Here is an 11,488-nt window from a genome sequence, read left to right on the forward strand (position 1 = left end):
TCAGCACCCCACGTTAACCCGGCTCGAAACCGGCGTTCGACGCCCCCTCAGCGAGGTGCGGCCGGCCTGCTGGGAAACGTGGACGTGCTGGGTCAGGCGGGCGTGCAGTTCGTGGCACGCGGTGAAGCCGAGACGGATGTCGTCGGGAGGGCACTGGACGGGCAGCAGTTGCGCGAACGGGTCACCGCCGATGGTGTCGACCGCGGTCAGGAACCCGACCAGGGCGCCGACCAGTCGCCGGTGCAGGCCGAACAACGACAGCGCGTTCGCGAGGGCCAGGGTCGGCGCGGGCATTTCGTCGACGCCGACGGACGGCTCCAGATCGCGCAACGTCACGGTGAACAGCACCGAATGCGTCCGCTCGGAACGCGTGCCGTACGCGTCGCCCTGGATGTCGCGCAGCACCGACCGCATCTCGCGGCGCGGCTGCCAGAACGCGTGGTGCGTGCGGAGTTCCGCCAGTCCCTCTGCCGGCAACGCGGCGGGTGAGGTGACCTCGGTCAGCGACCGCAGCGCCTCTTCCCAGCGCGTTTCCAGGGCGGCGTGGAACTGGGCCAGCGCGGGGTGGTCCTCCCAGCCGGCGGCGACGTCGTCGAAGCCGCGCATCCGCAGCTCGTAGCAGATCCACAGCGACAGCTGCAGGTCGTCGTCGAGCCACGCGTCCCTGGTGCCGCCGCTGACGAGCAGCGCGGGCCGCGGCGGGGGCGGCAGTCGCAGCGCTGCGACCAGGGCGGAGCTCATGTGGCCGCAGGGACCGGGGAGGCGCATCAGGTTTCCTCACGCGTTCGGGCGATCAGCATGTCCACAAGGGACTCGGGGTCCGGGCAGCGTCGTTGTCGAGCGGCACCGCAGCCGTTGTGGCGCAACCAGTCCAACTGGTGCTCCACAGTAGACAGAGTGCCACGATCGCGCAGTGCGACCGCGACGTGCTCGACGAGCGAGGTCGCCCGGTCGAACGCGGGGGAGAGTTTTCCGGTGTGTGGATCGGCGGCCAGTCCGTCGACCCCGTCGCGCGACGCCCGCCAATATGCCGCTCGCAGCACGGAATCGTCCACCCGCTGTTCGGAGGGTTCCGTCACGACGAGGGCACGGATCAACTCCGCGAGAACCGCGACTTCCGTTGCCAGCTGCGGAATGTCCGCGACGCGCACCTCAACCGTAGGATGATCGGCGGAGGGGCGGACGTCCCAGTACACCATCGCCCTGTCCATCAACGCTTCCGAGCTGATCAACGCGTCGACGGTCCGGTCGTAGTCGGCGGGCCCGTTCCAGAACGGCGGCGGTCCGCTCACCGGCCAGCGCGACCACACCATCGACCGCCAGCTCGCGTACCCGGTGTCCTCTCCCTGGGAGTACGGGGAGTTCGCGCTCAGTGCCAGCAACGTCGGCAGCCACGCCCGCAGCTTGTTCGACGCCGCCAATGCTTCGGACTTCGATGAAACACCCACGTGCACATGCAATCCGCACGCGCCCGTTCCCGATACAAGTCTTCGGTGGGAGTACTCGATCCGGTGATAGCGGGGGTCATCCGATCCGGGAGGGGGACCGGCCTCGCCGATCGGCGGCATGCCCGTCGCCACCAGCCGGCACCCGGCCTCGTCGGCGGCGTCCACGAGCACCCGTCGTCCCTGCCGCACCTGGTCGGTCAGTTCCTCGAACGACGAGGTGACTCCGGTGGCCACCTCGATCTGGAACGGCGTCAGCTCGCCCTGCACGTCGAGGTCGCCGGGCGCGCTGGAGATCTCCCTGACCCGGGGTGCCAGTGCCACCGGCCGCCGCGAATCGGGATCTACCAGCAGGAACTCCTGTTCCACGCCGACCGTGTAGTGATTCATCGCGGGGCGGGTACCCGCGTTTCATGGTGATCAATCTCGGAGTGGCCAGATGAGACTGAGGCGCAGCAGGACAGCCGGTCCCGGGTGGACCCGGCGCAGGCACGGCCAGGGTTTCCGCTACCTGGACGAGTCGGGCTCGGCACTGCCCAAAGAGGACGTGGCACGGGTGAAAGCGCTGGTCATCCCGCCGGCGTGGCAGGACGTGTGGATCTCGCCGCACCCCAACGGCCACATCCAGGCCGTGGGCGTGGACGACGCCGGCCGCCGTCAGTACCTCTACCACGAGCAGTGGCGGACCGACCGCGACACGGAGAAGTTCGTCCGGGTGCTGAAGCTCGCCCCGAAGCTCGGCGGGTTCCGCGAGCAGATCGAGAAGGACATGAGGGCGCGCGGCCCCAAGCGGTTGCTCGCGATCGCGTTGCGGATGCTCGATCTGGGCATCTTCCGCGTCGGCAGCGAGGAGTACGTGGAGGAGAACGGCTCGCACGGCGTCTCGACCCTGCTGTGCGAACACCTGTCGGTGACCGGGGATCGGGTCCGGTTCCGGTTTCCCGCCAAGTCCGGCGTGGAGGTCGACGAGGAGGTCACCGACCCGCGGCTCGCGCGGGCCGTCCGGTCGCTCGTCAGGGACAAGTCGCCGGACTGCCGGGTCTTCGACCTCACCGCCGACGACGTCAACGAGCGGTTCCGCGAACTGGTCGGTGACGAGTTCAGCGTGAAGGACCTGCGGACCTGGCACGCCACGGTGTTCGCCGCCCAGGCCTTCGCGGCACAGCCCAAGCCGTCGAAACGAGCGGTCAGCCTGGTCATGAAGGAGGTCGCCGGGAACCTGGGCAACACGCCGTCGGTGGCGCGGAAGTCCTACGTCGACCCACGCCTGGTCGACGCCTTCGAGCGGGGCGAGGTCATCGGCAGGGGCGATCCGGAACGAGCGGTGCGCAGGCTGCTCAGGCGGCCTTGAGGGCGGCCCGGTCGCACTGCCGGCACCACGCGGCACCCTGCGCCGCGGCCAGCGACGCGAACCCGGCGAACAGGTGCAGCGCGTTGCTGCCGGGGTTGACGTTCAGGAAGTTGACGACCTCGTCGTCGTAGCGCGCGAGGCCCAGCCCGAACAGCACCAGGAACGCCACCGCGACCAGCAGGCCCGTCCCGCTCAGCGCCTTCAGCCGGGGGACGGCGAGCAGCAGCGCGGCACCGAAGACCAGGTGGATGACGTTCTGCAACGGGTTGACGCGCAGGCCGAGGATCCAGGTCTCGGATTCGCCCGCGAAGGAGGAGAGGCCGGTCACGAAGAAACCGGCCACGCCCCACAGCACGAGCAGCGCGCCGGTGCCGATCGCCAGCTTCTGAGGCCACCGCAACCGGTTCATGAGGTCAGTATCGCCAGAACCGGACATTCTCGCTCGCTCATTTCACTCTTCCGCCAGCAAGTCGTGCCGCAGTTGCTCCAGTGACTTGGTGAGCAGCCGCGACACGTGCATCTGGGAGATGCCCACGCGGCGGGCGATCTCGGTCTGGGTGAGCCGGCCGAAGAACCGCAGAACCACGATGGTCCGTTCGCGCCGGGGAAGGCCCCGCAGCATCGGCTGCAGGGCCTCGTGGATCTCGACGCCCTCCAGCGCCGGGTCGTCGACGGTCGAGCCTTCCAGCGAGTCGAGCGGCGCGAACGCCACGTTCTTCTCGATCCGCAGGCCCTCGTAGACGTCGGTGAGCGACACCCCCAGGTGCCGGGCGATCTCGGAGGGAGTGGGAGATCGCCCGGTGCGGTGCGACAGTTCGGCGGTGGCTCCGTCGATCGAGTCGCACAGCTCTTTCAACCTGCGGGGGACCCGCACCGCCCAGCACTGGTCGCGGAAGTGGCGCCGCACCTCGCCGGTGATCGTGGGCACGGCGTAGGACAGGAAGTCCGTCTGCCGGCCCACGTCGAACCGGTCGATGGCGTTGATCAGGCCGACCGCCGCCACCTGCGCGAGGTCTTCGATGGGCTCGCCGCGTTCGCTGAAGCGGCGGGCGATGTGCCGGGCGAGGGGGAGGTACTCGCGCACCAGCCGGTCCCGCAGTGCGTAGTAGCACCGCGAGTCACGGGAGGTGCGGGCGAGTTCCTCGAACGCCGCGTGCTGGTCCGGCGTCAACGCGCACCGCGATCAGACCTGCGGCGGCGGCGTGACGTCGCCACGCCAGGCACCGGTCTCGGTACCGCGGTTCTCGATGAACTCCTTGAACCGCTTCAGGTCGCCCTCGATCCGGTGGCCGACCACGCCGAGCGCGGCTCCGGCCTTCTCGGTGAGGGTCTCGGGCTCGTACTCCATCTGGAGGTGCACCCGAGTCGTCTCGTTGTCGATGCGGTGGAACGTCACCACGCCGCCCTGCGGCGGGCCCTCGACCGACGTCCACGCGACGCGCTCGTCCGCGTGCTGCTCGGTGATCTCCGCGTCGAACTCGCGGACGATCCCGCCGATCTTCGTCGTCCAGTGGGTCCTGGTCGGCGTGACCTGGTCGATCTTCTCCACGCCGTCCATGAACGCCGGGAAGGACTCGAACTGGGTCCACTGGTTGTACGCCGTGCTCACTGGCACTAGGACGTCCACCGACTTCTCAATGGTGGTCACAAAACCTCCTCGATCGGTTGTCGTCATCAGGTGAGTACCCGTGTCACGCCGCGTTACACATCCGACACTCGTCCATAGTGGACGGTCACGCTGAGTGCTGGTCCAATCGCCATCTGCGCATCACGAATTCGCCCACAGTGGTCAAATCGCTATGTGATCCATGTAACAGGGACGGCATACTGCGCGGTATGTCAGGGGCCCTAGGAGGCGCTGGTGCTCGAGGCGAACAACCTTGAGGTTGTCTACGACGACGTGATGCTGGTGCTCCGGGGCGTGAGCCTCAAGGTGCCCCAGGGCAAGGTCGTGGCTCTGCTCGGAGCGAACGGAGCTGGGAAAACGACGTTGATGAGGGCCTTCAGCGGCCTGCTCGACGTGCACGACGGCAAGGTCACCAAGGGCTCGATCACGCTCGACGGTGAACCGATTCACCGCCTCCCACCGGCGAAGATCGCCGACCGAGGCATCAAACAGGCCCTGGAGGGCCGCAGAATCCTCGCCGAGCTGACCGTCGAGGAGAACCTCAAGGTCGGAGGTCACGCGAGACCCAAGCGGCTCAAGCAGAACCTGGACCGCTGCTACGAGCTCTTCCCGCGACTCCTCGAAAGACGAAGACAGAGCGCGGGCTACCTGTCCGGCGGCGAGCAGCAGATGCTCTCGATCGGCCGGGCGCTGATGTCGGAACCGTCCTACCTGCTGCTGGACGAACCCAGCCTCGGCCTCGCGCCCTTGCTGGTGCAGCAGATCCGCGACCTCGTCGTGAAGATCAACGAACAGGGCACCACCGTCCTGCTGGTGGAGCAGAACGCCAGCATGGCGCTCTCCATCGCCGACCACGGCTACGTGCTGGAGACCGGCAAGGTCGTCATGGACAAGCCGGCGGACGCACTGCTCGCCGACGACGACATCCGCGAGTTCTACCTCGGCCTCGGCACCTCCTCGTTCCGTGCGGTCAAGCACTACAAGCGCAGGAAGAGGTGGTTGTCTTGAGCGTGCTGGAAGTGGACGGCGTCCGGCTCGCGTTCGACGGCGTCGTGGCCGTCGACGGGGTGTCGTTCAGCGTCGAGGAGGGCGAACTCTTCGCCATCATCGGCCCGAACGGCGCCGGCAAGACGTCCATCTTCAACGTCCTGAGCGGCGTCTACCGGCCGCAGCAGGGCACCGTGCGGTTCCGCGACCACGACCTGGTCGGCATGCGGCCGCACCGCGTCGCCGCCGCGGGCATCGCCCGCACGTTCCAGAACATCGAGCTGTTCTCCCACCTCACCGTCGTCGACAACCTCATGCTCGGCCGCCACAACCACATGCGGTACGGCGCGCTGTCGGCGTTCTTCTGGCTCGGCAAGGCGCGCGACGAGGAACTGAAGAACCGGGCCGCGGTCGAGGAGGTCATCGACTTCCTGGAACTGGAGCAGTGGCGCCGGCTCCCGGTCGGCCTGCTGCCCTACGGCGTGCAGAAGCGCGTCGAACTGGGCAGAGCGCTCGCCATGGAACCGAAGCTCCTGCTGCTCGACGAGCCGGTCGCCGGCATGAACGTCGAGGAGACCGAGGACATGGCCCGCTTCATCCTCGACGTCCGCGAGGAGCTGAACATCCCGATGATCATGGTGGAGCACGACATGGGCCTCGTGATGGACCTGGCCGACCGGGTGATGGTCATGGACTTCGGCCGCCCGATCCGCACCGGCACGCCCGCGGAGGTGCAGCAGGATCCCGACGTCATCCGCGCCTACCTCGGCGAGCAGCACAAGAGCGTGACGCCATGACCACAACGGTCGTCACGCGCGTGAAGGACAGGGCGGAGCAGACGCCTGACCAGATCGCCCTGCGCGCCAAGGACTTCGGCATCTGGCAGGAGGTCACCTGGTCCGGCTACTGGGCGAACGTCGAACTGGTCGGCCACGCGTTGCTCGCGCTGGGCCTGCAACCGGGTGAGCGGGTCGCGATCCACTCCGAGAACCGGCGCGAATGGCTCTACGCCGACCTCGGCATCGTCGCGGCCCGCGGCATCACGGTCGGGCTCTACCCGACCAACCCCGCGTCCGAGGTCGCCTACCTCCTGTCCCACTCCGGCACGCGGATCCTCATCGCCGAGGACCAGGAACAGGTCGACAAGGCGTTGCTGGTGCTGGAGGACACCCCCGACCTGGAATGGATCGTCTACGTCGAGCCGCGCGGGATCAAAGGCCGCTACGACAACCCGAAACTGCTGGCCTGGGAGGACTTCCTGGCGCTGGGCGCGCGGCACCGCGACTCGTTCTCCGGTGAGCTCGCGGAACGGATGGCTGCCACCGAGCCCGACGACGTCATGACGTTGATCTACACGTCCGGAACCACCGGACCGCCGAAAGGCGCGATGCTCACCGTCGCCAACGTCGAGTTCGCCGTCCACGTGCTGGTGGAGGGCGGCGGTTTCACTTCGCCACCGCCGTCCTCCGCCGATGTCACGCTGTCCTACCTGCCGTTGTGCCACGTCGCCGAACGGATCTTCACGACGTGGTTCAGCGCGGCCAGCGGTGTGCAGGTGCACTTCGCCGAGTCGATCGAGACGGTGCAGGCGAATCTCCGCGAGGTGCAGCCGACGATCCTGTTCGGCGTTCCACGCATCTGGGAGAAGGTGCTGGCGGGTGTCACGATCAGCGTCTCGTCCGCGTCCCGGCTCAAGCGCACGACGACCCGGTTCTGGCTCAAGCGCGCGGAGTCCATCGGCGAAACGCTGGTGCACAACGGTGGCAAGCACACGGGCAAGAGCCGGCTGGTCTACGCGCTGGGCTGGTTGTTCTGCTTCCGCGCCCTGAAGGCGAGGATCGGCATGCGGCACGTCCGGTACGCGGCCTCCGGGGCCGCGCCGATCGCACCGGACGTGCTGAAGTTCTTCATGGGCATCGGGGTGCCGATGCACGAGGTCTACGGCATGACCGAGAACACCGCCGTGGCAACGGGAAACCGGCCGGGACGCGTCAAGATCGGCACGGTCGGCGAGCCGCAGCCCGGCACCGAGCTCCGGATCGACGAGGAGACCGGCGAGATCCTCACCAGGCACGGCGGCACGTTCGCGGGCTACTGGCAGGACCCCGAGTCCACCGGACGGGTCCTGAACGACGGCTGGCTGCACACCGGCGACGTCGGCGAGTGGGTCGACGGCACGCACGTCAAGATCACCGACCGGATGAAGGACATCATCATCACCGCGGGCGGCAAGAACATCGCGCCGTCCGAGCTCGAGAACGCGCTGAAGACCTCCCCGTACGTCAAGGAGGCCGTGGTGATCGGCGACCAGCGGAAGTACCTGGTGGCGTTGATCGGCATCGAGTTCGAGACGGTCGGGCACTGGGCTCAGCAGCGCAGGATCACCTACACCACCTACCGGGACCTGTCGGAGAAACCCGAGGTCCTGGAACTGGTGCAGCAGATCGTGACCGAGGCGAACGAGAAGTTCGCGACGGTCGAGCAGATCAAGAAGTTCCGCATGTTCCCCAAGGAGCTCGACCACGAGGACGGCGAGCTGACCGCGACGCAGAAGGTCAAGAGATCCGCGCTGGGCAAGATGTTCGACGACCTCGTGGAGAGCATGTATGGATGAGTTTCTCCAGTCGCTGATCCGGGGTCTCGGCACCGGGTCGATCTATTCGTTGCTGGCGCTCGGCTTCGTGATCATCTACAAGTCGACGCAGGTGATCAGCTTCGCGCAGCCGGCGTTCATGCTGGCCGGTGCGGTGCTGGTCTCGTACCTCTCGCCCGCGGTGTCGTTCGTCGGGGCGGTTCTCGTCGCCGCCGTGGTGATCGCGGTGCTGGCGCTGGGAGTCGAACGCACGGTGCTGCGGCCGATGGTCGGCAAACCGGTGTTCGTGGTCGCGATCATCACCATCGGCGTGGACGTCGTGGTGAGAGTCGTGACGAACGCGTTCATCGGCCTCGACGTCCGGCAGGTCGGTGACCCGTGGGGCCTGAACACGGTGAACTTCCTGGGCGCCGAGGTGCAGCAGCGGTATCTGGTGATGATCGCGACGACCGCGGTCGTGACGGTCGCGCTGTTCGCGTTCTTCCGCTACTCGCGGATCGGGCTCGCGATGCGGGCCGTCGCCTACGACCAGGAGGTCGCGCTGGCGCAGGGGATCTCGGTCGGGTCGGTGTTCGCGCTGTCGTGGGCACTGGCGGGCGGGCTCGCCGCGCTGGCCGGCGTGTTCGTCGCGACGGGCGCGGGCGTCGACCAGCAGCTCTGGATCGTGGCGCTGAAAGCGTTGCCCGCGATCATCCTCGGCGGCCTGGAGTCGCTGGGCGGGGCGGTGGTCGGCGGGCTCGCGGTCGGTGTCGTCGAGTCGCTCTTCGGCACCTACCAGGGTGATTTCGCGCCGTGGCTGGGCTCGAACTTCGGGCTGGTCGCGCCGTACGCGTTGATGCTGCTCGTCTTGCTCGTCAGACCGTACGGACTGTTCGGCAAGAAGGAGGTGGAACGGCTGTGAAGGGACCCAGAACCATCAAGGGCAGGCCAGAGCTGTACACCTCTTATCGGCAGGACATGGGTTTCCTGAACACGCGTCCCAAGCGCGCGTGGACCGGTGGCCTCGTCGCCGTCGCACTGCTCCTGCCGTTCATGATCACCGACGACCTGTTGCAGCTGCTCGCCACCGGGTTCGTGGCGGCGATCGGCGCGATCGGGCTGAACATCGTCACGGGGTACGCGGGCCAGGTCTCCTTGGGCCACGCGTTCTTCCTCGCGATCGGTGCGTACACGGGCGCGGCACTGAGCGGCTCCGAGACCGGGCGGGTGATCGGCTTCGGCATCACGTCGCTGCCGATCTGGCTGCTGGCCTCGGGACTGGTGGCCGCGCTCTTCGGCGTCCTGGTGGCGCCGGTGGCGGTGCGGTTGCGCGGTCTCTACCTCGCGATCGTGACGCTGGGACTGGTCTTCCTGGGAGAGCACGTGTTCCGGGAGTGGACGTCGCTGACCGGCGGGCCCGGAGTCGGGCGGCCCGCGGCCGTGCCGGAGCTCTTCGGCGTTCGGCTGGATCAGGACAACGGGATGTTCACGGCGGCACAGCAGCTGTACCTGCTGATGTTCGTGCTGCTGGTCATCTTCGGCGTGCTGGCGCGGAACCTGGTGCGCTCGCGGGTCGGGCGGGCGTTCGCGGCGGTGCGGGACCGGGACCTGGCCGCGTCGGTGATCGGCGTCGACCTGACGAGGTACAAGGTCCTGGCGTTCGCGGTGTCCTCGTTCTACGCGGGTGTCGCGGGCGCGTTGTTGTTCGTGGTGAACGGGTTCTTCGATCCGGGCTCGTTCAACCTGCTGTTGTCAGTGCAGTACATCGCGATGGTGCTCATCGGCGGCGCGGGCACCATCTCCGGAGCGATCATGGGCGCGCTCTTCATCACTCTGCTGCCACGCATCACCAGGGAACTGCCCACGGTGCTGCCGTTCATCAGTGGTGACGCGACCGGCGTGATCACGGTCTTCCAGGTGGAGGCCGTGCTCTACGGCGTGCTCATCATCGTGTTCCTCATCGTCGAGCCACGCGGGTTGTTCGGCATCTGGGTCCGCGTCCGCAACTACTGGCGCACCTGGCCGTTCTCGTACTGAGGAGAGAGAATCCCCATGTCTGGTAAGAGACTCGCAGTCATATTCGTCGGGGCGCTGTTGCTCGCCTCGTGTCGAGGAGGGGACGGCGCCGCACCTCAGGAGGGCGCCGGCGGCATCAAGGTCGACGCCGGCGTGACCAAGGAGGCCTGCCCCAACGCCGTCGACAAGGCCAAGGGCTGCATCTACCTCGGCACCATCTCGGACCTCACCGAGGGCCCGTTCAAGACCCTGGCCGTGCCGATCACGGACTCGCAGAAGGCGTTCTGGAAGCGCGTGAACGACAAGGGTGGCATCGGCGGCTACGAGATCGACGTCACCAAGTACGTCAAGGACAACAAGTACAACCCGCAGATCCACAACCAGGTCTACCAGGAGATCAAGGGCAACGTCCTGGCGCTGACCCAGACGCTGGGGTCGCCCACGACCGTCGCGATCCTCCCGGACCTCGAGAAGACCCCCATGGTCTCGGTGCCGGCGTCGTGGACCTCGTTGTGGGGCCACGAGGAGGTCGTGCTGGAGTCCGGCGCGAACTACTGCGTCGAGTCGATGAACGCCGTCGACTACGCCACCGAGAAGATGGGCGTGAAGTCCGTCATGGCGGTGCACAACGCCGGTGACTACGGCGACGACGCGGCGGCCGGGACGAAGATCGCGGCCGAGAAGCGCGGGCTGACGTTCGAGAACGTGACCACCACGGCCGGCCAGGACAACCAGGGCGGTGCGATCGACGCGGTGGTGTCGAAGAAGCCGGACCTGGTGATCCTGACGACCGGACCGACCGACGCGGCCGTGATCATCGGACAGGCCGCGGCCCGTGGCTTCAAGGGCAAGTTCATCGGCACCTCGCCGACGTGGAATCCCGGTCTGCTCAAGTCGCCGGCCGCTCCCGCGATCAAGGCGCTGTACATGCAGTCGGCACCGTGGAAGGCGTGGAACACGGAGTCCGTGGGCCACACCGCGATGCGTGCCGCGCTGCCGGGCGTGACGCCGAACGACGGCTACACCGCCGGTTGGGTGTGGGCGTACCCGCTGAAGGCCGCGCTGGAAAAGGCTGCCTCCAACAAGGATCTGACGCGTGCCGGCGTGCTCGCCGCTGTGCGCCAGCTCACCTCTGTGGACTACGAGGGCATGCTTCCTTCGGGTGCAGGTAATTTCTCCGCTTCGCCCCAGGACGCACTGTTCCGTCAGTCGACCCTCTACAAGCCCGACGACGCCGCTCCGACCGGAGTGACGCTGGTAGAGGACTTCTTCACCGGTTCCACGGCAAAAGATTTCAAGTTCGAGAAGCCCTGCTACCAATGAACCGAACGGGTGACACCCGACGCTGAAAACGGACATCGCTGACTAGGCTCGCTGGTGAGCTTGTTGTAGGAGGTTGGTTAGCGGTGTTGTCGTGCGTCGAGGTTCGCCGATCCGCTGGAGGACTCCGGTTATTCGTCCGTCCCCTGGCCGCGTCGCGTTGGAGCGCG

General features: G+C 67.4%; 12 protein-coding genes. 7 read left to right on the forward strand and 5 right to left on the reverse strand.

Annotated features, from left to right (window positions below):
- The gene (locus ACIQF0_RS24770; RefSeq protein ID WP_401032916.1) at positions 1 to 768 is read right to left on the reverse strand and encodes an iron-containing redox enzyme family protein; all 768 of its coding nucleotides are present in this window, start codon (positions 766 to 768) and stop codon (positions 1 to 3) included.
- Positions 768 to 1,835, reverse strand: coding sequence for a glutamate--cysteine ligase (locus ACIQF0_RS24775; protein WP_401032918.1), 1,068 nt, complete (start codon positions 1,833 to 1,835; stop codon positions 768 to 770). The genes ACIQF0_RS24770 and ACIQF0_RS24775 overlap by 1 nt, the downstream gene beginning before the upstream one ends.
- Positions 1,836 to 1,884: 49 nt before the next feature.
- Here ACIQF0_RS24775 and ACIQF0_RS24780 point away from each other — a divergent pair, with 49 nt between their 5' ends.
- The gene (locus tag ACIQF0_RS24780) at positions 1,885 to 2,796 is read left to right on the forward strand and encodes a DNA topoisomerase IB (protein WP_401032920.1); all 912 of its coding nucleotides are present in this window, start codon (positions 1,885 to 1,887) and stop codon (positions 2,794 to 2,796) included.
- Here ACIQF0_RS24780 and ACIQF0_RS24785 read toward each other — a convergent pair.
- From ACIQF0_RS24785 to ACIQF0_RS24795, 3 genes are read right to left on the reverse strand one after another with little or no spacing between them, the layout of a single operon-like run.
- Positions 2,783 to 3,205 carry a DUF4383 domain-containing protein gene (locus ACIQF0_RS24785; RefSeq protein ID WP_401032922.1) on the reverse strand — a complete coding sequence of 141 codons (423 nt, stop codon included), beginning with the start codon at positions 3,203 to 3,205 and terminating at the stop codon, positions 2,783 to 2,785. The two genes, ACIQF0_RS24780 and ACIQF0_RS24785, sit on opposite strands and share 14 nt — an antisense overlap.
- A gap of 42 nt (positions 3,206 to 3,247) precedes the next feature.
- The gene (locus ACIQF0_RS24790; RefSeq protein ID WP_093604823.1) at positions 3,248 to 3,967 is read right to left on the reverse strand and encodes a SigB/SigF/SigG family RNA polymerase sigma factor; all 720 of its coding nucleotides are present in this window, start codon (positions 3,965 to 3,967) and stop codon (positions 3,248 to 3,250) included.
- A 12-nt stretch (positions 3,968 to 3,979) separates the two neighbouring features.
- Positions 3,980 to 4,444: an SRPBCC family protein gene (locus tag ACIQF0_RS24795; RefSeq protein ID WP_360032342.1), complete on the reverse strand. Its 465-nt coding sequence runs from the start codon at positions 4,442 to 4,444 to the stop codon at positions 3,980 to 3,982.
- A 210-nt stretch (positions 4,445 to 4,654) separates the two neighbouring features.
- Here ACIQF0_RS24795 and ACIQF0_RS24800 point away from each other — a divergent pair, with 210 nt between their 5' ends.
- From ACIQF0_RS24800 to ACIQF0_RS24825, 6 genes are read left to right on the forward strand one after another with little or no spacing between them, the layout of a single operon-like run.
- Positions 4,655 to 5,431 (forward strand): ABC transporter ATP-binding protein, encoded by a 777-nt coding sequence (locus tag ACIQF0_RS24800; RefSeq protein WP_396425301.1) that lies wholly within the window; start codon positions 4,655 to 4,657, stop codon positions 5,429 to 5,431.
- A gap of 2 nt (positions 5,432 to 5,433) precedes the next feature.
- The gene (locus tag ACIQF0_RS24805) at positions 5,434 to 6,207 is read left to right on the forward strand and encodes an ABC transporter ATP-binding protein (protein WP_401033883.1); all 774 of its coding nucleotides are present in this window, start codon (positions 5,434 to 5,436) and stop codon (positions 6,205 to 6,207) included.
- Positions 6,204 to 8,024: an AMP-dependent synthetase/ligase gene (locus ACIQF0_RS24810; protein ID WP_401032925.1), complete on the forward strand. Its 1,821-nt coding sequence runs from the start codon at positions 6,204 to 6,206 to the stop codon at positions 8,022 to 8,024. Before ACIQF0_RS24805 ends, ACIQF0_RS24810 begins: the two co-directional genes overlap by 4 nt.
- Positions 8,017 to 8,904 carry a branched-chain amino acid ABC transporter permease gene (locus tag ACIQF0_RS24815; RefSeq protein ID WP_093604813.1) on the forward strand — a complete coding sequence of 296 codons (888 nt, stop codon included), beginning with the start codon at positions 8,017 to 8,019 and terminating at the stop codon, positions 8,902 to 8,904. The genes ACIQF0_RS24810 and ACIQF0_RS24815 overlap by 8 nt, the downstream gene beginning before the upstream one ends.
- A complete protein-coding gene (locus tag ACIQF0_RS24820) occupies positions 8,901 to 10,019 on the forward strand; it encodes a branched-chain amino acid ABC transporter permease (RefSeq protein ID WP_401032927.1) in 1,119 nt (372 codons plus the stop codon). Before ACIQF0_RS24815 ends, ACIQF0_RS24820 begins: the two co-directional genes overlap by 4 nt.
- 15 nt (positions 10,020 to 10,034) lie before the next feature.
- On the forward strand, positions 10,035 to 11,321 hold the full coding sequence (locus tag ACIQF0_RS24825) for an ABC transporter substrate-binding protein (RefSeq protein WP_401032929.1): 1,287 nt from the start codon (positions 10,035 to 10,037) through the stop codon (positions 11,319 to 11,321).
- Positions 11,322 to 11,488: the final 167 nt, after the last annotated feature.

The organism is Lentzea sp. NPDC092896 (assembly GCF_044754905.1).
In the GTDB taxonomy this organism is placed as follows: domain Bacteria; phylum Actinomycetota; class Actinomycetes; order Mycobacteriales; family Pseudonocardiaceae; genus Lentzea.

Coding starts and splice junctions, on each gene's coding strand:
- ACIQF0_RS24770 (WP_401032916.1), bottom strand. CDS start 768: ATGCGCCTCCCCGGTCCCTGCGGCCACATGAGCTCCGCCCTGGTCGCA.
- ACIQF0_RS24775 (WP_401032918.1), bottom strand. CDS start 1,835: ATGAATCACTACACGGTCGGCGTGGAACAGGAGTTCCTGCTGGTAGAT.
- ACIQF0_RS24780 (WP_401032920.1), top strand. CDS start 1,885: ATGAGACTGAGGCGCAGCAGGACAGCCGGTCCCGGGTGGACCCGGCGC.
- ACIQF0_RS24785 (WP_401032922.1), bottom strand. CDS start 3,205: ATGAACCGGTTGCGGTGGCCTCAGAAGCTGGCGATCGGCACCGGCGCG.
- ACIQF0_RS24810 (WP_401032925.1), top strand. CDS start 6,204: ATGACCACAACGGTCGTCACGCGCGTGAAGGACAGGGCGGAGCAGACG.
- ACIQF0_RS24815 (WP_093604813.1), top strand. CDS start 8,017: ATGGATGAGTTTCTCCAGTCGCTGATCCGGGGTCTCGGCACCGGGTCG.
- ACIQF0_RS24825 (WP_401032929.1), top strand. CDS start 10,035: ATGTCTGGTAAGAGACTCGCAGTCATATTCGTCGGGGCGCTGTTGCTC.